This window comes from Hyphomonas sp. (assembly GCF_041398385.1).
Lineage (GTDB): Bacteria > Pseudomonadota > Alphaproteobacteria > Caulobacterales > Hyphomonadaceae > Hyphomonas.
Genome location: NZ_JAWKUW010000003.1, coordinates 226518 through 252184, shown reverse-complemented (window position 1 = coordinate 252184; position 25667 = coordinate 226518). Strand labels below are relative to the sequence as shown.

Here is a 25667-nt window from a genome sequence, read left to right as displayed (position 1 = left end):
CGTCACAGGTTCGATATGCATGGGGACAAACGCGCCCGCCTCAGCCGGCGCACCGCTGGAAAGCGGGAAGGTGCGCATATTCCGACGCGTTGCGCAGTGCAACCATGACGTCAGTTATGTCGTCGTACCCGGCAACGATCGGCAGCAGTTGATCGTCATAGAGTGCAATATTGTCGATTTCAGCCTGCACGCCGATTGCGCAAAGTTGCTGGAACGTTGCTGTGCTGACGGCCGGATCGACCACCGTTTCATCGGCCGGAACGGGCAGCTCATATGTGCCATAGAGTCCAAGCAGCGAGTCTATATGTGCCTGCTCGGCGCGGGCGATATTTACAAAGGGGTTCACTGCGCCGAAACGCGCGATAACGGCAAGATAGGTCGCACGCGCCTTGCGCTCGTCGGCGAGCGCGAAGGCCAGGGCATCAACCACGTCGACGGGTACGGCGGCCGATGGGCCGGAATCATACGGGCCGAATTGTGTCGAGATGAAATTGGGCGGGGCTGCTCCGTTCACCTCGACCAGAAATCCCTCCAGGTCGAACGCAATGGTGTTCATGTCGAGATCGCTGCGGAAGACCAGGCGCGTTTGCGTGACACTGTCGACCAGGGTGCTGCCGTCGCCGAGCGTGCCGGACACGGTTGGGAACTCTGCATCATAAAGCGAGGCGATATTGGCTACATAAGAATCCGGATTTGTCGTCAGACGAAGGGCCGCGTCGGAATAGTATGGCAGGACAAGTTCAAGCGCCGCCACCTTGCCGGACTCCAGAAGCGTATCGGCTTTCACAACCAGCCCGCCTATCGGCAACATGTCGTCTGGGAAAGACGCGTAGGACGGAACCGCCAGCGCACCCGAGAAGGGCGACTGCACATCAAGGACTGACGCAGCGGGCGAGGCGCCAAGGGGGATTTGCTCCTGCGGCGCGAAAACGGCGAGTCCATCGACAGCACCCGTGCCGAACGCGGTTGTCATCGCATCCAGCGAATCGAATTCCGTTATCGTCACATTCACGCCGGCGGTCAGCCCATTGCGCCTCAGCGCAGCATTCAGCAGACGGACATCGGAAGGAAAATTCGATGGGGCTGCAATTGCTTGCCCAATGAGCGAGCCGAAATCTGTCCAGCTCGCATCCCCGACCACGAAATCCCCGCGCCAGCGGAACGGGTAAGCAAGGACCAGGTCTGGAACTCCATTCGTTCCCGACATATTGGCTCCGGCAAGCACGCTGGCGAACATGCCATCACTGCCCGCTCCGGCCAGCGACGAGCTCAATTCGCCTTCGCCGGCAACGATTGTGAGTGCGATGGGCAGGTCGGGATTTTCTCCCTTCAGCATGAGCAGCGGCAGAGCATCCGGGCTCGCCGACACAACGAGGTTCAGCGTGTCGACATTGCGGATCGTGATTGCGACGTCATCGGAGACAGGAGGGTTCACACCATCATTCGCGGTGAGGCGAAGGATCACGGTTGCGTCTGAGCTCAGACTGGGGGTCTCAAAACTCGGCGCGAGTGTGTCTTCGTCAATCAGATCGATGGATGGGCCGGAAATTTGTTCCCATCCGAACGTCACTGGATTGTCTACATCGCTGGCTGATCCGCTCAGCGTCACAAAGCGTGTTTCAAAAACCGTCTGATCTGGGCCGGCGTTCACGACGGGCGGAGCATTGGGCGGCGGAGTGGGTGCCGGTGCTGAACTGGAGGAGGATCCGCTACCGCCGCAAGCATTGATGCCCAATGCGAGCAGGCAAGTGGCGGCGATCCTCTTGTAGCTGTTCATCTCATCTCTCCACTTTGTGTCTGCGGCACAAAAATAGAGGCGAGGCTGACACAGGCCTGACGCAGGGCGCGCCTGGCCCTTGTTCAAATGTCGCAGGTGCATGAGGAGCGCGTCATGCCGTGAACAAAAAAGCAGAAACGGGCGCGGCATCCGAACAGGATGCCGTTGGGCACTACAGCGGCGTGGCGTGCGCCTGCATGGCGGCTACGCCTCTACGCCCATGTCTTCCTGATGCCAGCGCAGGGCGAGGGCGTTGAGGCCTTGCAGCACGTCTTTCAATTCATGACCGCGCGGCGTCAGCTCGTAGCTGACAGCTGGGGGGATCGAGGGCGTGTATTCGCGGTGCACCAAGCCCGCGCCTTCAAGCATCCGCAAACGGTCTGTCAGCACTTTGGACGAGATGCCCGCCATGCGTGACTTCAGCTCACCGAAGCGCAGCGGACCGTCATTCTTGAGCACCCACAGGATATAAGTGGTCCACGGGCCCATCAGCAGCTTCAGGAGCGAGTCCATCGGGCAGGCCGTATGCGCCATGGCATGGGCGGCATCTGAAGAAAATTTCGTCACGGCTTGCTCCGTCTTACCGGCATAAGGTACCGGCCGCTCCTTTAGTTACCAATTGGAACCTACTTTTACAAGGGAACCAGAGGCCCAGATGAGGCTGCGTCAGCCAGATGCAAAGGAGCTCCCCATGACCAAAGTTGCCATCGTCTATTTCTCCGGCTACGGCCACACCGTGAAACAGGCCGAAGCCGTCGCCGCCGGCGCGGCCTCCGTCGAAGGCGCGGATGTCAGCGTCTACCGTCTCAGCCAGGAAGGCGACCTCACGGCGGACGAGTTCGAGGCGCTCGCCTCGGCCGACGCCATCATCTATGGCAGCCCCACTTATATGGGCGGGCCGGCCTGGCAGTTCAAAAAGTTCGCCGACGCCACATCCAAACCCTGGTTCACCCAGGCCTGGAAGGACAAGATCGCCGCCGGCTTCACCAACTCCGCGACCGTCAACGGCGACAAGGCCTCGACCGTGACCTACTTTTTCACGCTGGCGCAGCAGCACGGGCAGGTCTGGGTCGGCACTGGCTTGTTGCCGGCCAACACCAAGGCCCATGGACCTGACGACGTGAACTGGACCGGCGGATCGGCCGGGGCCCTCGCCATCTCGCCCGCTGACGCTTCACCAGAAGAGGCCCCCCGCAAGGGCGACCTCGATACGGCCCGGCTGCTGGGCGAGCGCGTGGCCAAAGCGGCGAAACGCTGGGGTGCCGCCACCTAGGCGCCAACTGCAAAAGTCATCATTGGACCCCCGTGTCGCACTCCCCATGCGGCGCGGGGCACCCTATAAGGGCTGCATGCGCGCCCGTACCCGACGCCTCTACATGTTTGGCATCGCCGCGGTCCTGTTGCTGGTCGCGGCAGGGATCGTCTTCGTATCGTTCCGTCAGAACGCAAACCTCTTCTACACGCCCCAGATCCTTGCCGACAGAGGCCTGCCCAAGGCGGGTAGCGAAGTGAAGGTCGGCGGTTGGGTCGAGCCGGGGTCGCTGACCTATTCCGACGATGGCGCCACCATGGTGTTTTCCGTCATCGACAGCGGCGACCATTCCATCCGCGTCGCCTTCACCGGCATCGCGCCGGATCTCTTCCGCGAAGGACAGGGCGTCGTCGCCATCGGCACGTTCGACGAGAGTGGCGATTTCATCGCCCGCCAGATCCTCGCCAAGCATGACGAGAACTACCAGCCGCGCGAATTGCGGCCCGAGGCGCTCGGCGGATGATCGAAGCCGGTCATTTCGCGGCCTTCCTCGCGCTCGCAGCGTCGCTGGCGCAGGCGATTTTCGGTCTGCGGGGCCTGCGCCGCTGGTCGGGCATGGCGGCCGTCACCGGTTTCGGCTTCATGGCCTTTTCCTTCCTGACGCTGGTGCACGCCTTCGCGGTGTCGGACTTCTCGCTCGCGCTGGCCGCCAATCATTCCCACACGCTGAAGCCGATGCTCTACAAGATCGCCGGCACCTGGGGGAACCATGAGGGCTCGATGGCGCTCTGGGCGCTGGTGACGCTCGGCTTCGGCGCTGCCGCCGCCGCGCTGATGAATACCGGGCGCAGCACGTTCGAGGCCCATGCCCTCGGCGTGCAGGGCCTGCTCAGCGCCGGGGCGCTCTGCTATCTCCTCTTCGCATCTTCGCCCTATCTCCGGCTCGATCCCGCGCCGTTCCAGGGCGCCAGCCTTAACCCGCTGTTGCAGGATCCGGCCCTCTCCCTTCACCCGCCAATGCTCTACCTCGGCTATGTCGGCTATTCCTTTGTCTTTGCGCTGGCAGCGGCCGGCATGATCGAAGGACGCATTGACTCGGTCTGGGCGAAGGAAGCGCGCCGCTGGTCTCTCGCCGCCTTTGTTCCGCTCACGCTCGGCATCGCGCTCGGCTCCTACTGGGCCTATTACGAGCTTGGATGGGGCGGCTGGTGGTTCTGGGATCCGGTGGAAAACGCCTCGCTCATGCCCTGGCTGATCGGGGCGGCGCTGCTCCACTCCGTCATCGTCACCGAAAAGCGCGAGAGCTTCGCAGCCTGGACGGCGCTGCTCGCCGTCATCGCCTTCCTCTTCTCCATCATGGGTGCCTTCCTCGTGCGCTCCGGCGTGCTGACGTCGGTGCACGCCTTTGCCGTCGATCCGAAGCGCGGGACGATCCTGCTGATCGGGCTCGTCGCCTATGGCGCGCTGGCGCTCGGCCTCTTTGCCTGGCGCGGGCCACAGCTGAAGGGCAGCAAGCCCTGGCAGCTGGTCAGCCGCGAGGGCGCGCTGATGGCCAACAATATCGTCCTCTTTGTCGCCGCTTTGACCGTCCTGCTCGGAACCCTGTTCCCACTCATGGCCGAGGCCACCGGGCGCACCATGTCCGTGGGCGAACCGTATTTCCGCCAGACCTTCGTGCCGATCCTCGCGCTGCTCCTGATCCTCCTGCCGATCGCGCAGGCCTGGGCCTGGGGCAAGGCGGACCTGAAGCAATGGACCCGCTGGGCCATCGCCGGCGGGGCACTCGTCGCCGTGTTCGCCGCCCTCGGCGTCGGCATCTGGAAAATCTCCCTCGGCGCAGCCTTCGGCCTCGCGCTGGGCGTCTGGCTGATCGGCGGGGCGTTCTGGGAACTGAAGCGCCGGGCCATCACGCTGCAGCGCATCTTCCGCATGCCGCCGCGCGTCTGGGGCATGACGCTCGCGCATGCGGGTATCGGCCTCTTCATCATTGGCGCCGTGGTTGAAACCACGACGCGCTATGAATCGACGGTCGCCCTGTCGGAGGGCGCGTCGGGCAAGGTGGCCGGCTGGACCCTTACACTGGATGATGTCGGCTCCATCGAAGGGCCGAACTGGTATGCCGACAAGGCGATCCTCACCGCGGTGAAGGGCAGCACCAAGGCCGTACTGGAGCCGATGAAGCGCTATTACCCGGCCGCCCGTATGCCGACCACCGAAACCGCCATCTACAAGACTGGCACCGGCGATCTCTACGCCGCACTTGGCGAACAGCGCTTCGTCGACGGCCAGACCAAATGGGTGTTCCGTGTCTATTTCAACCCGCTGATCGATTTCGTGTATTTCGGCGTCATCCTGATCGGCCTCGGCGGCCTGCTCAGCCTTGTGAGGGTGAAGCGATGAAAGCCCTGATCCTGTCTCTGATGATCGCCCTCGCGGCCGACATTCCGCTGGAGGATCCGGCCGAAGAGGCGCGCGCACAGGCGCTGATGCGCGAAGTGCGCTGCGTCGCCTGCGAGAACGAGCCGGTCTCCCAGTCGGCCGCACCGATCGCGGAAGACATGCGTGCCCGCATCCGCGAGATGATCCTCGAAGGCTCAAGCGATCAGGAAGTGCGCGACTGGTTCGAGAGCCGCTACGGCGAGTTCGTCCTGTTCCGGCCGAAGGGCCAGGGCCTCAGCGGCTTCCTGCTCTGGGGCGGTCCGTTCCTTCTGCTGCTTGCCGGCCTTCTGATCGGCTGGCGAACGGTCCGCAACCGCCCGGCCGCCGTGCGCGCCGAAATCGAGTCGGAAGAGGTCTGAGCCTCAGCCCCGCATGACTGGCCAACGTGTCTGGCCCGTGTTTCCGGAGTTTGGGAACGCAAAGGATTGCCGGCACCGCTCCCCGTGGGAATAGTCGTCAGGCTGGGTGGGGACAATGCTTGACGTCTGATCGGGACCCCGCACGGAACCCTGGCAGTGGGTGGACCGCACGAAGTGGTGTTTGGCACCGAATGACCCGTAAAGTGGGCCTTGGCAGCGCCGGCAAACTTTTTGTAGGGCCGGTGCGCACTTCAGGCAATGCTTTCGAAAAGCAATGGCCGCGGCGCACTGTGCAGTCCCCAGAATCCTTGAATTGAGTATGTAACATGCACTGTTATATTTCAATAGGATTCTGCCCGGTCCGGACCCTTGGGTATGATTAGATGAGTATTCGCTTTTGAAGCGGTGCAGAGTGCTTTGTGGCACCGGACGAAAACCCAACCCACTCAGGGATCCTGCGTCCGGCGGTTCGCGCTTACTGCGAGAAGCCAATAAATCCCCTTCCGCGCTTTTCGTGCAGCAGGCGAAATTTACACGCGGTCGTGTTCGCGGCTTACTGTCATTTAATGACCATAATTGCTATGGCATGTTTATGTTCGGTGCACCGGACAAAGCGGCGTCTTTTCAGCGAGTTGGAGATTATTGATGATGAAACTTGGCATTTCGCGGCAGGCCTTGGTAGCAGCGCTCTTCGGGGCAGCAGCTGTCGGTTCCCTTGCGATCGCGCCCAAGATTGTCAATCAGGAGGCGGGCGCCCAGCCCATATCCATCGAACCGCCTCATGGCGCGCCGATGACCTTCGCTGACCTGATCGAGCGGGTCGAGCCGGCGGTGGTCAGCGTCAATGTCGTGTCGGAGCGTGAAGTCGGCAATCTTGGCGACGTCGAACAATTCTTCGAACAGTTCCGCGGCTTCCCCGGTTTCGATGAATTCCTCGAACAGCGCCGGCAGGAACAGGAAGATCAGGGCGACGAGCCGCACACGGAAGAGGCGCGCTCGCTGGGCTCCGGCTTCTTCATCTCCCAGGACGGCTACATCGTCACCAACAATCACGTGGTCGAGAACGCCGTCCAGATCGAAATTGTCACCAAGGACGGCCGCGAACTGGAAGCCGAACTCGTCGGCACCGACAAGCAGACCGACCTTGCGGTCATCAAGGTCAAGGACAAGGGCTCTTATCCTTACGTCCGCTTCGGCAATTCGCATGACCTGCGTAAGGGCGACTGGGTCGTCGCGCTCGGCAACCCGTTCGGCCTCGGCGGCACGGCAACGGCCGGCATCCTCTCGGCGGATGGCCGCGAGCTTGGCAATGAAAGTCCCTACACGGACTTCCTGCAGATCGACGCCGCCATCAACCGCGGCAATTCCGGCGGCCCGACCTTTGACCTTCAGGGCGACGTGGTCGGCGTGAACACGCAAATCCTGTCGCCCACGGGCGGCTCTGTCGGTATCGGCTTTGCCATCCCGGCAGAACTCGCCAGCGAAGTGACGCAGGCGATCATCAAGAATGGCCGCGTCTCGCGCGGCTGGCTTGGCGTCTCGATCCAGGACCTGACGGAAGACATGGCCGACGCTCAGGGCCTGCCGGATCATGACGGCTCGATCATCGCCGATGTGACCGAAGGCAGCCCGGCCGCGAAAGGCGGCCTGCAGCGCGGCGACATCATCCTGTCGGTCAACGGCACGCGCGTGTCGGATGCGACCTCGACCACCCGCCTCGTCGGCCGGCTGATCGCCAACACTGCCAACAAGTTCGAGATCATGCGCGGCGGCAAGCGCCAGACGATCAACGTCACGGTCGGTGAGCGTCCCGAAGACCCGAACGCACGGATCATCCCGGCCTCCGCCACTCCGGACAAGAAAGACGAGACCCCGGAAGGTGCGGTGATGGAATCGCTCGGCGCGACCTTCCTGCCGCTGGATGCGGAAGCGCGCACGCGCCTCGGCCTCGATGCGGATGAAGCCGGGCTCGTCATCTCCGAAGTCGACCGCGGCGGCGTGATTGAGGAGTCCGGCCTTCAGCCGGGCATGGTCATCATGGAGGCGAACAGCCAGCCCGTGAATTCGGTCGCCGACCTCGAAAAGGTCATCGACACGGCGAAAAAGGCCGGCCGCACGAAAGTGCTCGTCGCCGTCCGCATCGGCCAGATCACCAACTACCGGACCATTGACATCAGTGAGGCGAAGTAACCCCATGCTGGCAGCGACAACTCAGGAAAATGCGATGCGCGTTCTGGTGATTGAAGACGATACCGAGATGGCGAGCTTCATCGAGAAGGTGCTCGTCGAGGCCGGCCATTCGGTCGACAAGGCGGCCGATGGCCAGCGCGGCCTCGAAAAGGCCCGTTCGGAGGATTTCGACGCCATGGTCGTCGACCGGATGCTGCCGGAAAAGGACGGCCTGACCCTCCTTCGCGAGTTCCGGGATGCCGGCGGCACCACGCCCGCCCTCTTCCTCTCGGCGCTCGGCGACGTGCAGAACAAGGTGCAGGGCCTGAAGGCCGGTGCCGAGGACTATCTCGCCAAGCCCTTCGCCCCGGCGGAGCTGGCAGCGCGTGTCGAGGCCCTCGGCCGTCGCACGCCGGTGCAGGAAGCCCCGGTCACCGTACTTAAGGCCGGTGACCTCGAAATGAACCTGCTCACCCGCAAGGTTACCCGCGCGGGCCAGAAGATCGACCTGCAGCCGCGCGAATTCCGCCTCTTGGAATTCCTCATGCGCCATGCCGGCCAGGTCGTGACCCGCACCATGCTGCTCGAAAAGGTCTGGGACTATAATTTCGACCCGCAGACCAATGTGATCGACGTCCATGTCTCGCGCCTGCGCGCCAAGATCGACAAGGATTTCGAGGAGCCGCTGCTGCACACCGTGCGGGGCGCCGGTTACCGCCTCCAGGGCTAGACGGACGGGCGGACGGCTGGCACCTAACAGGCGATGAAAATTGCCGTCCCGTCCTTCCTGCGTACAACCACGTTCAGGCTGGCGCTGCTTTACAGCGCCATGTTCGCGGCTTTCTCGGCGGCGCTGCTGATCTATCTCTACTATTCGACGGTCTATTACATCCGTACCGAGGCCGACCGGCGCATGGACCTTGAGTTCGAGCAGTTGGGCAATGCCTACTTCATCGGCGGCATGGAGCGGCTGAGCCAGTCCGTTCTTGAACGGATGACGCGCAACGGCTCGACCTTCTACTACTATCTCGAAGACTCCTCCGGCCGGAAGATTGTCGGCCACTTCCCGCGCATGCCCGCCTGGGATCCGGAGCTGGACGTCCAGACCGTCTATTTCGACTTCGAACAGCCGGAGCCCGATGGCACGGTCATCCTGCGCCCGGCGGCGGGCCGCATCGTGCGCCTGCGCGACAATGGCGGCGCATTGCTCGTCGCCTTCGACACGGAGCAGCAAACCGCCATCGTCGGCCGCATCCAGCGCGCCATCTTTATCGCCGCGCCCATCGGCCTTGCCCTCTCGCTTCTCGGTGGCCTGCTCATCTCGCGGGGCGCCGCACGGCGCGCGGACGAACTCGCGCGCACGGCGGAAGCCGTGATGGGCGGCGAGCTTGGCCGCCGCGTGCCGGTGCGCGGCTCCGGCGACGAATTCGACCGCCTCGGCCAGCGCATCAACGCCATGCTCGACCAGATCGAGAAGCTGGTGGAATCCACCCGCCATACCGGCAATGCCATTGCCCACGACCTCCGCTCGCCGCTCTCGCGCCTGCGCAACCGGCTGGAGATCGCGCTGTCGGAACCCATGTCGAAGGAAAGCGCCGAAGCGACGCTCGAGGAAACAGTCCAGGAAGTTGATCGCGTCCTTGGCACCTTCAATGCCATTCTGCGCCTTGCCCGCCTCGAAGCTGGCGCGGAAGGCGAGCGCGTCCGGATGGATATCAGCGAACTGGCAGAAGAACTCGCCGAACTGTTCGAGCCCGCCTGCGACGAGCAGGCACAATCCTTCCGTAGCCAGATCAGCCGCAACATCACGGTCCTCGGCGACCGCGACCTGATCGGGCAGGCGCTCGCAAACCTGCTCGACAATGCGGTCAAATACACGCCGAAGGGCGGCTCCATCAGCCTCACCGTGGCGCGCGGGCCGGATGGTACGGTCGATCTCACCGTGGTCGATTCCGGCCCCGGCGTGCCTGAGGAAGCGCGCGGCCGCGTCGTCCAGCGGTTCCAGCGCATGGACTCCGCCCGCACGCAGCCGGGCAGCGGCCTCGGTCTTGCCCTCGTCGACTCGGTCGCCGAATTGCATGGCGGCAAGCTGATCCTTGCCGACGGCAACGGCCCACCCGATGCGCCGGGCCTCAAGGCCACGCTGCGCCTGCCGCGCGCCTGAGGTTGGCATGCTGAAGGTAAGGCCAATCGCTGACTCGCCCGCCGCCGCGCTGGAAGCGGCGATGGAGCGCGCACCCTATCTGCGGCGGCTGGCCGCGCGGGAACTGGAAGGCGGCTGGCCGGAAGCCATCGAGACGACGCGTCTTATCGCCCGGCCGCCACAGCCCGGCCCATCCTATGACGACGCGATGCGCGTCCTGCGCCAGGCCAAGCAGGCGGCGCACCTGTCTCTGGCGGGCGAAGACCTGTCCGGCACACGCGACGTCATGGATGTGACGCTGGTGCTGACCGAACTCGCATCCGAGTGCGTCGATGCAGCCTTGCGGGTTGCGCTGTCGCATTACGGTCTGACCGGAGAGGGAATATTCGCCATAGCGCTCGGCAAGATGGGCGCCTTCGAGCTTAACTATTCCAGCGATATCGATTTCTGCCTCTTCTACGATCCGGATGTGTTCGACGGCGGCGAACGCTCGCCCGGCGAAGCGGCCCAGCGCGTGGCACGCGACATTGTCCGCCTGCTGGATGAGATCACGGCTGATGGCTATGTCTTCCGGACGGATTTGCGCCTGAGGCCGGACCCATCCTCCACGCCGCTCGCCGTCTCCACCGCCATGGCGGAACTGTACTACGAGAGCGTTGGCCAGAACTGGGAGCGCATGGTCTGGATCAAGGCGCGGTCCTGCGCAGGCGACCGGGCGGCGGGCGAAGATTTCATCAGGCGGCTGGAGCCCTATGTCTGGCGCCGCCACCTGGACTACTGGGCCATCGGAGACATCCAGGCCATCAAGCGGATGATCAACACCAAGGCGGGCGCAAAGGCCTTCGATATTCCGGGTCCGGACATCAAGCTCGGCCCCGGCGGCATCCGCGAGATCGAATTCTTCGTGCAGACGCAGCAGTTGATCCTCGGCGGCCGCCGCCCGGAACTGCGGGACAATTCCACCCTCGGCGCGATGGAAGCGCTCCGGGCGGGCGACGTTGTGGCGGACGCAACGGCCGTGGAGCTGTCGGAAGCTTACCGCCAGCTGCGCGCGGTAGAGCACCGCATCCAGATGCGCCACGACGAGCAGACGCACACCGTGCCGTCCGACCCGGCAGAACGCGAACACGTCGCCGCCCTCTGCGGCTATGGCTCGCTTGCGGACTTTGACCGCGACCTTCTGGAAACCCGCCGATTGGTGCAGGCCGCCTATGACAAGCTGTTTGCCCTCGAAGACCGCGCCGCCGGGGAAAGCCCGCTCGGAAACCTGGTCTTCACCGGCGTCGACGATGATCCGGGTACGGTGGAAACCTTGTCCGGCCTCGGTTTCAGCAATCCGAGCGCCGCCATCGACAGCATCCGCAACTGGCACCGGGGCCGCGTGCCGGCAACCCGCACGGCGCGGGGGCGGGAATTGCTCACCGCCATCCTGCCGCGCCTCCTGGAAGACATGGGGAAAACCGGCGAGGCAGACGAGGCGTTCCGCTGGTTCTCCCGCTTTTTCGAGGGGCTCTCTTCCGGCGTGCAGACGCTCGCCATGCTGCTGGCGGAGCCGGACCTTCTGGACGATCTCGTCGCAACGCTCGCCCTTGCCCCGCGCCTTGCCGAAATCCTGTCGCGCCGGCCTGACCTGCTCGAAGCGCTGGTCAGCGGGCAGGCGCCCGCACGCCCTCAGATCGATCCGGACACCAGCTTCGATGCTGCGCTGGACCTCTGGCGGCGCTACCATCGCGAACAGAACTTCCTCATCGGCCACCGCCTGCTGCACGGCCTCATCCCGGCATCGGATGCGGCGCAGCACTGGACCGCGCTTGCCGACGAGACCATCCGCGAGATGTCCGCCGCCGCCGCGCGTGAGATCGAACGACGCCACGGGCCCCAGCCCGGCCGCTGGGGTGTCTTCGCCATGGGCAAGCTCGGCGGATCGGAACTGACCGCCGGCTCCGACCTCGACATCATCGTCATCTACGATGCCGACCCGCTGGAGGCGCAGGCCTGGTACACCCGCTTCACCCAGCGCCTCATCACCGCGCTCACCGCGCCGACGGCCGAGGGCGAACTCTATGAAGTCGACATGCGCCTGCGGCCGTCGGGCCGGGCCGGGCCCGTCGCCGTCAGCCTGCCGGCCTTCGAAACCTATCAGGAGAGGGAAGCGTGGACCTGGGAGCATATGGCGCTGACGCGCCTGCGCCCGGTTGCCGGCGATGAGCAATTGGGCCGGGACGTTTTGTCAATTTCGGTCAACGCAATCACGGCGCGCGCGGTGTCTGAAGTCAACGCTGTCGCCCCCGGAAGTCACAGTTCGGTCGCGTCCATCCAACAGGACATCAGCGACATGCGCCAGCGTCTCTACCGGGAAAAACCGGGCCAGGGCCTGTGGGACTTGAAGACCGCCGAAGGGGGATTGGTCGACGCGGAATTCATCGTCCAGCAGGCCATGCTGCTGGCCGGGGATGCCGCGGTGATCCGGCCCTCCACGCTGGAGGCGATCGGGGCGGTTTCTCTGGCGCCGGAGGAGAAGCATGTGTTGCGCGAAGGCGTCGCCTTCCTGCAGTCTTTGCAACAGGTACAACGCCTTGCCATCGGCACGGAAACCAGCAGCGAAGCCATGCCCGCCGGCCTCCGCGACCGGCTCTGCCGGGCGGTTGGCGCCCCTGATTTTGAAGCCCTGGAAGCGAAGCTCTCGGCCGTGAAATCGGCGATCCACACCCTCGCCGCAAAAAAACTGCACCTCACTGCGACGGATAAATAATCCTCGCCCGTTGAACTCCACATCAGCCCCCAAACAGGAGTTCACCATGAAACGTATCGTCCTCGCCGCCGCCACCGCCGCCGCGGTCGTCGCCCTCGCGCTGCCCGCAGCCGCTGAACGCGGCGGAAAACGCGGCCATGGCGACCATGAATTCTTCGCCAAGGAACGCGCCGCAGCGCTCGATACCAATGGCGATGGCGCCGTCAGCGAAGAAGAGATGAAAGCGCACCGCGCTGCAATGTTTGCTGCAATCGACGCCAATCAGGACGGCGCCGTGACGCAGGAAGAAATGACCGCGCATCATGAAATGATGCAGGCCCAGCGCCGTGCCGAAATGCAGCAGCGCATGTTCTCGAAGATGGACACCGACGGCAACGGCACGATCAGCGAAGAAGAGTTCGCCTCCCGCCAGAGCCCCATGTTCATGCACTTCGACGATGACGGCGACGGCATGATCTTCATCGAAGAATTCGAAGACGGCCCGCGCATGCGCAAGGAAATCCGCAAGTACAAGTGGATCGAAAAGAATTCGGACGAGACGGAAACCGAATAGCACCCTGTCTCTTCCGGACAGGACCGAGTGCGCGGGGGAGCGCCGCCTCTACCGAACCCCTCTGAGCATTCACTTCGTGCATTCGGTCCTGACTGGGGTAAGCTCCGCTACGTGGCTTTCACATCGGAACTTGACCAGATTACACGAGCGGCGGCGGGGGATCCGTCTGCCGCCGCTTGGCTCGTTGACCGGTATTCGCCGGGGATAATTGGCCTGGCAACACGGATGCTGGGCGACCGTATGGAAGCAGAGGACGTGACACAGGAAACATTCCTTCGCGCCTGGAAAGCGCTGCCCGGCTGGGAGCCGCGGGCGAAGTTTTCGACCTGGCTGCACCGTGTCGCGCTGAACCTGTGCTACGACCATCTTCGCAAGCGCCGGGAAGCGCTGCCGGGCGATCTGCCCGACATGGCCGATCCCGCGCTGACGCCGCCGGAACAACTGGCGCAGGCCGAACGCGTGCGTGCCATCGAGGCGGCGATTGCTGCCTTGCCGGAACGCCAGGCCGCCGCCTTGACGCTGTGCGCCCTGCAGGGACACAGTCAGGCCGAGGCGGCGGATATCATGGAAACAAGCGTGGAAGCGCTGGAAAGCCTGCTGGCGCGTGCGCGCCGCAGCCTCCGGGCTGTGCTGACGGAAAGGAGTGTCGCATGATCAGGCATCCCATTTCTGACGAACGCATCTTTGAGATGATCGAGGCGTTTGGCGCCGATGTCCGCGCCTTTCCGGAGGTAGAACAGGAAGCCGCCCGCCGCCGGATGACCGAAGCGCCGGGCGTGTTCGCGTCTGCGCTTGAAGCGGCGCGATCCCTCGACTCAATGCTGGCGGGCCTGCCGGAACCCTCCATTTCCAGCGCGCTGCGGGAGGGCATTCTCGCCGCCGCACCGCGCGACCGGACGCAGGCCGCAGGCCGATGGGGGCTTCTGAGCCGCCTGCCGAACTGGCTTCCGGCCGGGGCCTTCGCATCGCTGGCCATGGGCCTGGTGATTGGTGTCAACGTATCCCTGCCAGCAGCCGTTGCGACGGCGTCGGTCGAGGATGCGGATTCGGTGATGTATGCAGCCTTCGGGTTCGATGATTACCCGTTGATAGACGAGGCGATTGAATGAGCGAAACGCCAGCCAAACCCCGCCAGGTTCCCTTCTGGCTTGTGCTGTCGCTGATGGCGAACATGATGTTGGTCGGCCTGTTTGCCGGCCTGCTGCTGCGTCGGCCGCCCCCGCCTCAAGGGCCGCCAGATGGCTCGCCGCGTATCGAATGGGTGTCGCGGGACGGTGACGAGCGGCGGCAGATTGCCGTCGTCATGCGCACGGCATTCGAAGCATCGGAAGGTGAGCGCTCGGAGCGTGTCGCCGCGCGCGCCGCGCTGGCGGAAGCGCTAGGCAAGGAGCCTTACGATGCCGATGCTGTTCGTGCGGCCTTCGCGGGCCTGCGCCGGGCGGATGAGGCCGTCCACGCGGCAACGCATGAAAAGATGGTCGAACAGTTCGCCAGCCTGCCGGTCGACGAACGTCTGCACATGGCCGACATCGTCTCGCGCGGGCCCGGCGATTTCCTCGCGCGCAGGGGTATGCGGAAAGGCGAGCGCGTCTTCATCCGCAAGCTCGAAGACGGGCGCATGGAACATGTCATCGAGGAACATGAGTTCGTCAGGGAAGGCGACGAAGACTAGGACACCCTTTCCTTTCCGGCGCTGTCGTTACAGACTGCCCGCCAGAGGGAGGATCCATGAAAGACTATGCAGATTATGACGCGCTCGGCCTTGCCGAACTGGTGCGTACCCGTCAGGTCAGCGCGAAAGAGCTGCTTGCCGCCGCCCTGTCGAGGGCGGAAACCGCTCAGGCCTCGCTGAATTGTTTTTCGGCCTTGTTCCCGGACCTTGCCGAGACCCAGATCGAAGGCGGTCTCGAAGAAGGACGCTTCGCCGGTGTCCCCTTCGTGACCAAGGATCTTTCGGTTGAGGTCAAAGGCGCGCCGCTGACCAACGGGTCGGTCGCGTGGAAAGGCTACAAGGCCGAACGGGATTCTGTGCTGGCCGAGCGCTACCGCAAGGCGGGGCTCGTCTTCTTCGGTCAGACGACCAGTCCTGAATACGGCCTGACAACCACGACAGAGTCCACGCTCTACGGCCAGACGTGCAATCCATGGGATGTGACCCGAACCTCGGGCGGGTCATCCGGCGGGGCGAGCGCCGCCGTTGCCGCCGGTGTGCTGCCCCTTGCGCAGGCGAGCGATGGCGGCGGCTCGATCCGGATACCGGCATCCTGCACAGGCCTCTTCGGCATGAAACCGTCGCGCGGCCGCGTGCCCATGGGGCCGGGCCGCACGGAAGGCTGGATCGGCATGTCGACGGTTCACGCCGTCAGCCGCAGCGTGCGCGACAGCGCCGCCTTGCTGGACGCCTGCCATGGCCGCGAAACCGGCAGCCGTTATGTGGCGCCGGAGCCGGGCCAGACCTATCTCAAGGATGTCACCACCGATCCCGGCAAGCTGCGCATCGCGCTGTGGCGCCAGGCGCCGAACGGGACGATGCCCGACGCCGATGCGGAAACCGGCCTTCTGGCGACGGCGAAACTTCTGGAAGACCTTGGCCACGAAGTGGTCGAGGCGGGCCCGCAGCTGAACGGTGCGGAACTCTCGAAGTACGCTCTGCTGGCGATTTCCGCGCATATTACTGCGGCCTTCGACGATCGCGCTGCCATGCTTGGCCGCGCTGTTCGCGAAGACGAAATGGAGCCGATCACGGCCTCGATGGTGAACCTTGGCCGCACGGTGCCGATGGTCGAACTGGCCCGCGCAAACGGCCTCTTCAATGCGGCAGCAATCACCTTCGAACAGTTCCTCGACGATGACGGGTTCGACCTGACACTGTCGCCCGTCACGCACCGCGCGCCTGACAAGCTGGGAACCATGGCGCTGACTCAGGACGGCGAAGCCATGGGGAAAGCGATTTCGGGCTTCGGCTCGCATTGCCCCATCTTCAACCAGACCGGCGCGCCTGCGATGTCCGTCCCGTTGCACTGGACGGAGCCGACGGACGAAGCGCCGTGTGGCCTGCCGATCGGCATGATGTTCGGGGCGCGCTATGGCGATGAGAGCCTTCTGTTCCGGCTGGCCGGGCAACTCGAACAGGCGAAACCATGGGCTCAGCGCCGCCCGCCGGTCTGGGTCGGCTGAGGGGAACAGGATGAGCCATTTCACCACGCATCAGGGCGGATGCCATTGCGGCGCCGTGCGCTTCGAAGTGGATCTTCCGGATGCCTTCGAGGTCGAAGACTGCAACTGCTCCATCTGCGCGATGAGCGGCAACATCCACGTCATCGTCCCGTCGAGCCGGTTCCGCCTCCTTCAGGGGGCGGATAATCTGACAGAATACACGTTCAATTCCCGCCGCGCCCGGCACCTCTTCTGCAAGACCTGTGGGATCAAGAGCTTCTACATCCCACGGTCCAACCCCGACGGCTATGCCGTAACTTGGCGCTGCATTGAAGGGTGGGACACGCTCAATGTGACGGTCAACAAATTCGACGGGCAGAACTGGGAACAGAACGCCGGCGCTCTGGCGCACAAGTCGCAGGACTAGGCACTGTTATTCCTCTGCCAGTAGCCGGTCCATGTCTTCATCGGACCAGCCGAAATGGTGGCCGTATTCATGGATGACGACATGCGCCACCAAGTCTTCGAGCGTGACGTCGCCGCGCACGGCCCATTCGAACAGGATCGGCATGCGGAACAGGAAGACCAGCGGCGTTTCGATGGAAGGCTGCGTCACGCTTTCATCAATCAGCGGTACCCCGGAATAAAGGCCGCTGAGTTCCAGCGGATCGTCGATGCCGAACTCGTCCAGCAGCGCGTCGTCGGCATAGTCCTGCACGACCAGGCGCACATTCGATGCCGCTGCCTGCATGTGTGGCGGCAGCCGCGCGAGACATGCCTCGGCGAGGCCGAGAATGTCATCCGCCGTCGGGGCGGTTTGGCGCAGCGTACTCACCCCAGGGTCACAGCCGTGCCCGACACCGCCACCATCATCATCGAGCCGCCCTGGCCGATGACCGTGTAGTCGAACTTGACGCCGACAATCCCGTCTGCGCCGAGCTTCCCGGCCTCCTGCATCATTTCAGCAATCGCACCGTCGCGCGTTTCACGCAGCGTGCTTTCATACGCATTGGAGCGGCCACCGACGATGTTTGTGAAGCTCGCCAGAATATCCTTGCCGATATGCGCGCCGACCACGACCTCGCCGCAGACGACGCCGAGATATTTGGTGATCTCTTGCCCCTGAACCGTGGGGGTGGTGGTGAGCAGCATGGCGCAATTCCTTTCAGCGTTCCGTTCGCTGAGATATGGGGAAGATTGCGCCGAGGTGGAAGAGGCGGCGGCTTATTCTGCGGCCGTCTTCGTTCCGTCGTCCCCGTTCAGGACTTCCAGCATCGCCCGCGCTGCGTCGGAGATCACCGTGCCCGGCGGGAAGATCGCCGTGGCGCCGGCGGCGTGCAGCGCGTCGAAGTCCTGCGGCGGGATCACGCCGCCGACGATGATGCGGGCGTTCGCCGCGCCTTCATTGCCGAGGGCGCGCTTCAGTTCCGGCACCAGCGTCAGGTGGCCGGCGGCGAGTGACGAGGCGGCGACAATGTCCACACCTTCCTTGCGCGCATCCGCTGCGGCTTCTTCCGGCGTCTGGAACAGCGGGCCGATCACGACGTCCCAACCAAGGTCCATGAGGGCCGACGCGACGACCTTTTGGCCCCGGTCGTGTCCGTCCTGTCCCATCTTGGCGATGTAGATTTTCGGCTTACGGCCATGCTTCGCTTCGAACTCAGCAGCGAGCGAGGTCGCTTCCTTGGCCTTGTCTGTCGATTTCACGCCGCCGCCATAGACGCCCTTGATCGAGCGGATGACGGCCTGGTGGCGGCCCTGGCTGCGCTCGACGGCTTCGGAAATCTCGCCCACGGTCGCCTTGGCGCGCGCGGCGTCCACGGCGAGGGCGAGCAGGTTGCCCTCGGTCCCGGCGGCGGCCTTGGCAATCGCGTCCAGCTTCGCCTGCACTTCGGCTTCGTTGCGTTCGGACTTCAGGCGCGCCAGCTTGTCCAGCTGCATCTTGCGCACGGCGGCATTGTCGACCTTCAGGACGGGCACATCTTCGTCCTCGTCCAGCAGGAATTTGTTGACGCCGACGACCGTCTGCGTGCCGCTGTCGATGCGCGCCTGCGTGTTCGCGGCGGCTTCCTCGATGCGCAGCTTCGGCAGGCCTTCCTCGATCGCCTTGGCCATGCCACCCATCTTCTCGACTTCCTCGATATGGGCGAGGGCCTTGGCGGCGAGGTCGTGCGTCAGGCGCTCGACATAATAGCTGCCGCCCCACATGTCGATGGTCTGGCAGGCGCCGGCTTCCTGTTGCAGGAACAGCTGCGTGTTGCGGCTGATGCGGGCGGAGAAATCCGTCGGCAGGGCCAGCGCCTCGTCGAAGCTGTTCGTGTGCAGGCTCTGCGTCTGGCCGCCCGTTGCTGCGATGGCTTCAAGGCAGGTGCGGATCACATTGTTGTAGACGTCCTGCGCCGTCAGCGACCAGCCGGAAGTCTGCGAGTGCGTCCGCAGGCTGAGCGATTTCGAAGACTTCGGATTGAAGTTCTCTTTCACGAGCTTCGCCCAGAGCAGGCGCGCGGCGCGCATCTTGGCGACTTCCATGAACGTGTTCATGCCAATCGCCCAGAAGAAGGAGAGGCGCGGCGCGAAAGCGTCCACGTCGAGGCCGGCGGCGACGCCCGCGCGGATATATTCGATGCCGTCGGCGAGCGTGTAGGCGAGTTCCAGGTCCGCCGTCGCGCCGGCTTCCTGCATGTGATAGCCGGAGATGGAGATCGAGTTGAACTTCGGCATGTTCTGCGAGGTATAGGCGAAGATATCCGAAATGATCCGCATCGAAGGCTTGGGCGGATAGATATAGGTGTTCCGCACCATGAACTCTTTGAGGATGTCGTTTTGGATCGTCCCGGCCAGCTTCTCCGGCCCGACGCCCTGTTCCTCGGCCGCCACGATATAGAGCGCGAGGATCGGCAGAACGGCGCCGTTCATGGTCATCGAGACGGACATCTTGTCCAGCGGGATGCCGGAGAACAGCGTCCGCATGTCATAGATGGAGTCGATGGCGACGCCCGCCATGCCGACATCACCCGTCACGCGGACATGGTCGGAATCATAGCCGCGGTGCGTAGCCAGGTCGAATGCGACCGAGAGGCCTTTCTGCCCGGCGGCGAGGTTCCGGCGGTAGAAGGCGTTGGAGTCTTCGGCCGTGGAAAAGCCCGCATACTGACGAACCGTCCAGGGCTGGTTCGTGTACATGGTCGGGTAGGGGCCGCGGCCGAACGGGGCAAGGCCTGGATAATCGTCCAGGAAGTCCAGCCCCGCGCGGTCCGCCGCCATGTACGCGGTCTTGACCGGGATGCCTTCCGGCGTCTCCCAGGCTCTGCCAGTCTTCGGGGCGACATGCTTCGCGTGCGGCGTGCCAAGGTCGAGTTTCGTGAAATCGGGAAAGCGGGTCATCGGTTACAGCCCCAGTTCAGCTTGGGCGAGGGTCAGCGTGTGGAGCACATCGCAGCCCATGAAGATGTTGGAGTCGATGGCATCGCCCTCGAACTTGCCGGCGATCCAGACGCGCTGCGCCCCAGCCACATTCAGCGCCCTGGCCACGGCAACGGCTTCGTCCGCATAGCGCGCATCGGCGCCGCAGATGCAGGCGATGCGGCAGCCGGAGGCCTTGAAGGCTGAGGCGGCTTCCGCGGCCGATGTGGGCAGCACAGGCGCTTCTTTCGCGGCAATCCCGCCAGCGGCAAACAGGTTGCGGGCGAAGTCCGCGCGCGCGGTAAATTCCGCTAACGGACCAAGTGTCGCGAGGAAAATCGCGGGTGGCTTCGCGGCTGCCGCGGCCTTGTCGCGCAGCGCTTCGAAAGGCTCCGAAAGGCGCACGGGATCAAGCTTGTCCGCTTTCGCGTCGTCCTCAGGCGGAGGAAAGCCTCCTGGTACGAAGTGTGTCAGGCCCGCATCCGTGACCGTCGCTCCGGCATGGACGGGCGTCGCCTCTGCCACCGGGGCGGCGACCTCTTCCAGCAGCGGGAATTCCGATACGCCCGTGATGGGAACCTTACGCTTTGCTATGTCTTTGTCGCGCGCTTCACGGGTTGCGGCGACGCGGGCCTGGAAGGCGCCGGACATGAGCGAGGCGGCATAGCCACCTTCGGATTCGATCTTCTGGAACTCCACCCAGGCGGCTGCGGCGAGCGAGTCAGCGAAGCTCTCGGTGAACCATGCGCCGCCTGTCGGATCCGCGATGCGTCCGAGTTGGCTTTCTTCCATGGCGATGATCTGCGTATTGCGCGCAATGCGGCGGCCGAGTTCCTCCGGAATGCCCAGCGGCTCGTTGAACGCGCGGACGGTGAGAATGTCCGCCCCGCCGACGGCACCGGCGAAGGCCGCAGCCGTGCCGCGCAGCATATTGGTCCAGGCATCGTAACGGGTCAGCATGCGCGCCGAGGTGACGGCTTGCAGACGCATCGGCCGGGCGTCCAGCTTCAGCGCGTCCAGCACGCGCGCCCACAGGCGCCGCGCCGCGCGCAGCTTCGCAACGCCAAGGCCGTAATTCGCGTCCACCGCGACAGCGAAGACGGTCTTTTCCGCTGCGTGTGCGGAGTCCATTCGGTGTTCGAGCCTGCGTAGCGTATCCACTGCCGAGGCGATGAGGGCGCCGAGTTCCTGCGCATCCGATCCGCCGGCTTCATGCACCAGTCGCGCATCGATCCGCAGCAGGTGCGCATGCGGGAATTTGTGTCCCAGCGCCTTGCTGGTCTCCGCAACCTTCACAAATGCGGCGTTCAGCCCGCCCGCGACGCAGCCGGTCCGGGCGAGTGCGCCCAGCGGGTCCATGTTGAAATCAATCCGGACGCTGGCGGGGATATCCTGCTTCTCTGCCCACAGTCCGACCAGCGCCGCCACGCGCGCACCCATGCCGCCGACGGAATCGATTGCGACCGTCGCTATTGCAGGATCGACGCCGTGGAGGGTGGTGGCGATGTCGTCTTCGGTGCTGATCTGGACGCCGTTCTTGCCGGTCGAATCCACGACGAGTTCGATGGAGGAGACGCCGCGTTCGAGGTCGCGGAGGATTTCGGCGTTGGTGATGGCGGGCGAGGGGTGGGTAAAGGCCTGCCGGATATCCCAGGGGAGCCACGGGTCCGGCGAGGCGGTGCGGCCGCGCAGGAAAGGCGCGGCGCCGGGCGTGCCGAGCGGGTCGGTCGCCGTCGCGATGTCGCTTTCGCGATAGAGGGGGTGGACCTTCAATCCGTCGGCCGTAGTGCGCGTGATTGCGTCGAGGCCGCGGCCCTTCAGGGCCTTTTCAACGGAAGCCAGCCAGTCGGCTTCAGTAGGATCGGGGAAGGTGCTCGAGAGGGGGAGGAGGTCGTCTGCCATGGTGGCGCGTTTCTGGCGCAAAGTTTTGCAGATGTGAACCTATTCCTTTGCGGCACGAAGCCTCAGCGGTTGACGGCGCCCCAAAAATTTGCGAATGAGAATTATTCGCAATATGGAGAGTCGCGATGAGACAGGCAGGGACAGTCCTGAAACTCGTTTCAGATCAAACAGATGGGCCCCAACCGGAGCGGGCGGCGGTGGAATGCAACCGGGTCTCATCGGCCCAGACGCGCGACAATCGCAGACCTGTCCTGTCAGAATGGATGGACTCGCACACGCGCATTCTGGGCCTCTGGCTCGACCGGCTGATCGAGGAGGGCGACGACGCAGACCTCATCTCGATGATTCACCGGCAGTACGCCTGGCTGTCCATGATGCAGGCGCGCCTCGACCGCGGGTGACGCGGCGTCCTGCTTGCGACGCGGAGTGGGAGTGCGTTTAGTCCGGTAAAGCAGGACCGGGAGAGACGCCATGAGACTGAACGCGCCGCGCATTGTGCCACTGGCCGATACAGAAATTACGGAGGACCAGCGCAAGCTGCTGGGCGACCGGTTTGCCGGCCCGGTGTACAATATCTTCCGCACGCTGGCGCGCGCGCCGAAGGCGTACAAGGCGTTCATGCACTGGGGTGGCTACATCCTCTCGGATCGCAATGATCTCAGCGCGAGGGACCGCGAACTGGTGATCCTGCGCACCGGCTATAACTGGAAGGCCGGCTATGAATGGGCGCAGCATGAGCGGATCGGCCTGCAATGCGGCCTGACGCCGGGCGAGATCGCCCGCATCAAGAAGGGCCCCGGCGCGCCGGGCTGGAGCGACGCCGACCGCGCCCTTCTGCAAGCTACGGATGAGCTGACCACAGGTGCCTTCATTACAGATGCGACCTGGGCGGCGCTGTCAGGCTTCACCGAGAAGCAGCGCATGGACCTCGTGATGACCGTCGGCCAGTACACGCAGGTCTCGATGATGCTTAATGCGTTTGGCGTGCAGCTCGACGAGGGTTTGATCCTCGATCCCGACCTTGTGGGATAAGACCCGCGCTTATCCCCGTCCGGGGCGGCCAAAATGACGACCGAAACGTGACTGCGGTGTTGCTCTGGGGGACGATATTGTTGATCCTGCACGCGTTTCCAGCGACTGGCCGCACTGGCCGGTATCGATGAGGCCCTGAGCAGACCTGCTCCATCCGGCCCGCCCACGAAAAGCGGAGGAGCACATCTGCAATGACCGAATTTTTCATCCTGATCGCGTTGATAGTCGTGAACGGCATTTTCGCCATGTCGGAGCTGTCCATTGTGTCGGCGCGCGTCGCGCGGCTGAAGCGGAAGGCCAGCCTGGGCGACAAGGGGGCGCAGGCCGTGATCGAGCTGCAGGAGGATCCCTCGCGGTTCCTGTCGACCGTCCAGATCGGGATTACGCTGGTCGGCATCGTGGCAGGCGCCTATGGCGCGACCGCGATTGCCGACAAGCTGGCGCCGCTGATCGTCGATGCGGCGCCGGGCGTCGCAGCGCAGGCGGGCAGCATCGCGTTCGGTATCGTCATTGTGCTGACGACCTATCTCTCATTGGTGATCGGCGAGCTTGTGCCGAAGCGGATTGCGCTGACCGCGCCCGAAGCCATCGCCACGGCGATGGCGGGGCCGATGAAGACCGTCTCGCGTGTCGCCTTCCCGGCAGTCTGGCTGTTGCGCGTATCGACAGAAGGGCTGGTGCGCCTGCTGGGCATGGCGGGCCTGAAGCAGGATGCCGTGACCGAGGAGGAAATCCACGCCATCCTGGAAGCGGGCGCGAGCAGCGGGGTGATCGACCAGGAAGAACAGCGCATGATGCGCGGCGTCATGCGGCTCGCTGACCGGGATGTCCGATCCATCATGACGCCGCGGCCTGATATTATCTGGCTGGACATCAATCAGTCCTGGCCCGAGCTGCGCCAGCAGATCGTCGACAGTGGCCTTTCGCGGTTCCCGGTGGCTGACCGGCGGCTGGACCGCGCCTTCGGCGCGATTCAGACGAAGGACATCCTGCGGGCAGATCCCGGCGCGCCCGGCTTCGATCTCAGGAAGATTGCGCGCCCTGTGCCCTTCGTGCCTGAGACGCTTTCGGTGATGCGCCTTCTGGAGTCGATGCAGGACAGCGAAGTGCGCATGGCTTTCGTGGTCGACGAGCATGGCAGCATTCAGGGCATTGTGACGGCGGCGGACCTGCTGGGCGCCATCGCGGGCGACAGTGCCTTTTCGCCGCTGGACGGGCTCGCCCGGCCGGTTCAGCGCGACGACGGGTCCTGGCTGGTCGACGGCATGATGCCGATCGAGGATCTCGAAATCCTCCTGTCCGCGCCCGATTTCGGCGAAGCGGATGGCGGCTTTACCACGGTCGGCGGCCTGGTCATCCACCAGCTGGAGCGGCTGGCAAAAACCGGCGACGTGGTGAGCGTCGCCGGTTTCCGGTTCGAGGTGGTCGATGTGGACGGCCGGCGGATCGACAGCGTGCTGGTCAGCACCGTCGTGCCGCAGGCCGGTTAGGCCGGCTTACTTCCCCGGCATCGGGTCGATGGTCTGGATCGAGCCGTCCTCGTTGAAGGTCAGTTCTGTGATCTTCACGTTGCGCAGGTGAGTTTTCCCCGACAGCTGGACATCATGATAGGCAAGGTACCATTTGCCATCCTTCTGGAAGATGGAGTGGTGCGTGGTCCAGCCTTCGACCGGGTCCATGATCTTGCCTTTGTACGTGAACGGACCATAGGGATTGTCGCCGGTGGCATATTGCAGGAAGTGCGTGTCGCCGGTGGAGTAGGTGAAGTAGTAGACGCCATCCTTCTTGAACACCCAGGGCGCCTCGAAGAAGCGGCGGTCATGGTCGCCCGCCAGGATCGGGCTGCCGTCTTCGTCGAGGATCAGCACATTGCGCTTCGGTTCGGCGAATTGGAGCATGTCGTCCGACAGCTTGGCTATATAGGGCGCGATGGCGGGCGCGGAATCGTCGCCAAGGTCGCCATTCAGCTCCGGGCCGCCCTTGTAGGTGCCGGTCGCCCAGCGCTGGAGCTGGCCGCCCCAGATGCCGCCGACGTAAATGTAATAGCTGCCGTCATCATCCTTGAAGACGGCGGGGTCGATGGAATAGCTGCCGGCGATCGGCTCGGCCTGCGGCGTGAAGGGGCCGGTGGGCGAGTCGGAGGTGGCAACGCCGATGCGGAAGATGTCGTCTTTGTCCTTGGCCGGGAAGTAGAGGTAATAGGTGCCGTCCTTGTAGGCGGCGTCCGGCGCCCACATCTGGCGGCCGACCCATGGCACGTCATCCTTGTCGAGCGCGACCGGGTGCACCGTCACCGGGCCGCCGACGTCGTCCATCGACAGGACGTGATAATCGCGCATGTCGAAATGGCTGCCGAGATCGTCTTCCGGCACGCCGGCCTCGTAATCGTGGCTGGGGTAGATGTAGATCCGGCCGTCTTCCCAGACATGGGCGGAGGGGTCGGCGGTGTAGATCTCGGTGACGAGAGGCTGGGAAAGATAGGCGCTGGCGTCCGTGCCTGTCTCTGGGGCTGTGGCGCAGGCAGCGATGGCGGCGGCGCTTCCGGCAGCAAGCGAGATAGCGCTAACAAAGCCAAGGGCGGGTCGGGTCATTTTGTTTCCTCCAGGGAGTTTGGCGGGATTTTCGGGTGGTCCTCTCTGTGCCCGAGTGATCCCCGGAATGCCGGAGGGTGTCAACCGAAACCGGCCCGGATCAAGCCCGGAGCCGGCGTGGCGCCATTTGCGCCTTCCCC

The 25667-nt window shown here is 64.3% G+C and carries 24 protein-coding genes; 17 read left to right on the top strand and 7 right to left on the bottom strand.

Translation table 11 applies throughout. From position 1 onward, the window contains the following. Window positions 1-40: 40 nt before the first annotated feature. Window positions 41-1777 (bottom strand): hypothetical protein, encoded by a 1737-nt coding sequence (locus R3C13_RS08265; protein ID WP_371310336.1) that lies wholly within the window; start codon window positions 1775-1777, stop codon window positions 41-43. A gap of 204 nt (window positions 1778-1981) precedes the next feature. Further along, entirely contained in the window at window positions 1982-2290 is a 309-nt protein-coding gene (locus R3C13_RS08260; RefSeq protein WP_371310516.1) for a winged helix-turn-helix transcriptional regulator, read from the bottom strand. 178 nt (window positions 2291-2468) lie between these two features. Here R3C13_RS08260 and R3C13_RS08255 point away from each other — a divergent pair, with 178 nt between their 5' ends. The 14 genes from R3C13_RS08255 to R3C13_RS08190 all read left to right on the top strand — a co-directional run bounded on the left by R3C13_RS08255 (window position 2469) and on the right by R3C13_RS08190 (window position 17027). After that, window positions 2469-3050 carry a flavodoxin family protein gene (locus tag R3C13_RS08255; RefSeq protein ID WP_371310335.1) on the top strand — a complete coding sequence of 194 codons (582 nt, stop codon included), beginning with the start codon at window positions 2469-2471 and terminating at the stop codon, window positions 3048-3050. Window positions 3051-3126: 76 nt separating this feature from the next. Next, the gene (locus R3C13_RS08250; protein WP_371310334.1) at window positions 3127-3552 is read left to right on the top strand and encodes a cytochrome c maturation protein CcmE; all 426 of its coding nucleotides are present in this window, start codon (window positions 3127-3129) and stop codon (window positions 3550-3552) included. Beyond that, a complete protein-coding gene (locus tag R3C13_RS08245; RefSeq protein WP_371310333.1) occupies window positions 3549-5429 on the top strand; it encodes a heme lyase CcmF/NrfE family subunit in 1881 nt (626 codons plus the stop codon). The genes R3C13_RS08250 and R3C13_RS08245 overlap by 4 nt, the downstream gene beginning before the upstream one ends. Beyond that, window positions 5426-5827 carry a cytochrome c-type biogenesis protein CcmH gene (locus R3C13_RS08240; protein WP_371310332.1) on the top strand — a complete coding sequence of 134 codons (402 nt, stop codon included), beginning with the start codon at window positions 5426-5428 and terminating at the stop codon, window positions 5825-5827. The genes R3C13_RS08245 and R3C13_RS08240 overlap by 4 nt, the downstream gene beginning before the upstream one ends. Window positions 5828-6472: 645 nt before the next feature. Next, the gene (locus R3C13_RS08235; protein ID WP_371310331.1) at window positions 6473-8017 is read left to right on the top strand and encodes a Do family serine endopeptidase; all 1545 of its coding nucleotides are present in this window, start codon (window positions 6473-6475) and stop codon (window positions 8015-8017) included. 34 nt (window positions 8018-8051) lie between these two features. After that, window positions 8052-8726 carry a response regulator transcription factor gene (locus R3C13_RS08230; protein WP_371310515.1) on the top strand — a complete coding sequence of 225 codons (675 nt, stop codon included), beginning with the start codon at window positions 8052-8054 and terminating at the stop codon, window positions 8724-8726. Window positions 8727-8759: 33 nt separating this feature from the next. Beyond that, complete coding sequence (locus R3C13_RS08225) at window positions 8760-10160, top strand: sensor histidine kinase (RefSeq protein ID WP_371310330.1); 1401 nt, start codon at window positions 8760-8762, stop codon at window positions 10158-10160. A gap of 7 nt (window positions 10161-10167) precedes the next feature. Further along, complete coding sequence (locus tag R3C13_RS08220) at window positions 10168-12891, top strand: bifunctional [glutamine synthetase] adenylyltransferase/[glutamine synthetase]-adenylyl-L-tyrosine phosphorylase (protein ID WP_371310329.1); 2724 nt, start codon at window positions 10168-10170, stop codon at window positions 12889-12891. Between the two features lie 46 nt (window positions 12892-12937). After that, window positions 12938-13444: an EF-hand domain-containing protein gene (locus tag R3C13_RS08215; protein WP_371310328.1), complete on the top strand. Its 507-nt coding sequence runs from the start codon at window positions 12938-12940 to the stop codon at window positions 13442-13444. Between the two features lie 111 nt (window positions 13445-13555). Beyond that, window positions 13556-14098, top strand: a complete 543-nt coding sequence (locus tag R3C13_RS08210) for an RNA polymerase sigma factor (protein WP_371310327.1) — start codon at window positions 13556-13558, stop codon at window positions 14096-14098. After that, window positions 14095-14553, top strand: a complete 459-nt coding sequence (locus R3C13_RS08205; protein ID WP_371310326.1) for a hypothetical protein — start codon at window positions 14095-14097, stop codon at window positions 14551-14553. Before R3C13_RS08210 ends, R3C13_RS08205 begins: the two co-directional genes overlap by 4 nt. Further along, window positions 14550-15116 carry a periplasmic heavy metal sensor gene (locus R3C13_RS08200; protein WP_371310325.1) on the top strand — a complete coding sequence of 189 codons (567 nt, stop codon included), beginning with the start codon at window positions 14550-14552 and terminating at the stop codon, window positions 15114-15116. The genes R3C13_RS08205 and R3C13_RS08200 overlap by 4 nt, the downstream gene beginning before the upstream one ends. Before the next feature lie 56 nt (window positions 15117-15172). After that, on the top strand, window positions 15173-16621 hold the full coding sequence (locus R3C13_RS08195; RefSeq protein ID WP_371310324.1) for an amidase: 1449 nt from the start codon (window positions 15173-15175) through the stop codon (window positions 16619-16621). A gap of 10 nt (window positions 16622-16631) precedes the next feature. After that, window positions 16632-17027, top strand: a complete 396-nt coding sequence (locus tag R3C13_RS08190) for a GFA family protein (RefSeq protein WP_371310323.1) — start codon at window positions 16632-16634, stop codon at window positions 17025-17027. Between the two features lie 6 nt (window positions 17028-17033). Here the strand turns inward: R3C13_RS08190 and R3C13_RS08185 are convergent, their stop codons facing one another. The 4 genes from R3C13_RS08185 to R3C13_RS08170 all read right to left on the bottom strand — a co-directional run bounded on the left by R3C13_RS08185 (window position 17034) and on the right by R3C13_RS08170 (window position 21904). Next, window positions 17034-17435, bottom strand: coding sequence for a metallopeptidase family protein (locus R3C13_RS08185; RefSeq protein WP_371310322.1), 402 nt, complete (start codon window positions 17433-17435; stop codon window positions 17034-17036). Then, window positions 17432-17752 carry a YbjQ family protein gene (locus tag R3C13_RS08180; protein WP_371310321.1) on the bottom strand — a complete coding sequence of 107 codons (321 nt, stop codon included), beginning with the start codon at window positions 17750-17752 and terminating at the stop codon, window positions 17432-17434. Before R3C13_RS08180 ends, R3C13_RS08185 begins: the two co-directional genes overlap by 4 nt. Before the next feature lie 72 nt (window positions 17753-17824). Further along, complete coding sequence (gene scpA, locus R3C13_RS08175) at window positions 17825-19984, bottom strand: methylmalonyl-CoA mutase (protein WP_371310320.1); 2160 nt, start codon at window positions 19982-19984, stop codon at window positions 17825-17827. A gap of 3 nt (window positions 19985-19987) precedes the next feature. Beyond that, window positions 19988-21904 (bottom strand): methylmalonyl-CoA mutase family protein, encoded by a 1917-nt coding sequence (locus tag R3C13_RS08170; RefSeq protein WP_371310319.1) that lies wholly within the window; start codon window positions 21902-21904, stop codon window positions 19988-19990. A 125-nt stretch (window positions 21905-22029) separates the two neighbouring features. Between R3C13_RS08170 and R3C13_RS08165 the strand changes: the two genes are divergently transcribed. From R3C13_RS08165 to R3C13_RS08155, 3 genes are all read left to right on the top strand, one after another. Next, window positions 22030-22305 carry a hypothetical protein gene (locus tag R3C13_RS08165; protein ID WP_371310318.1) on the top strand — a complete coding sequence of 92 codons (276 nt, stop codon included), beginning with the start codon at window positions 22030-22032 and terminating at the stop codon, window positions 22303-22305. A gap of 70 nt (window positions 22306-22375) precedes the next feature. Further along, window positions 22376-22936, top strand: a complete 561-nt coding sequence (locus R3C13_RS08160) for a carboxymuconolactone decarboxylase family protein (protein ID WP_371310317.1) — start codon at window positions 22376-22378, stop codon at window positions 22934-22936. A gap of 191 nt (window positions 22937-23127) precedes the next feature. Continuing rightward, entirely contained in the window at window positions 23128-24426 is a 1299-nt protein-coding gene (locus tag R3C13_RS08155; protein ID WP_371310316.1) for a hemolysin family protein, read from the top strand. A 6-nt stretch (window positions 24427-24432) separates the two neighbouring features. On the opposite strand, the gene R3C13_RS08150 is transcribed toward R3C13_RS08155, so the two are convergent. Then, window positions 24433-25527, bottom strand: a complete 1095-nt coding sequence (locus R3C13_RS08150) for a glycoside hydrolase family 43 protein (RefSeq protein ID WP_371310315.1) — start codon at window positions 25525-25527, stop codon at window positions 24433-24435. Window positions 25528-25667: the final 140 nt, after the last annotated feature.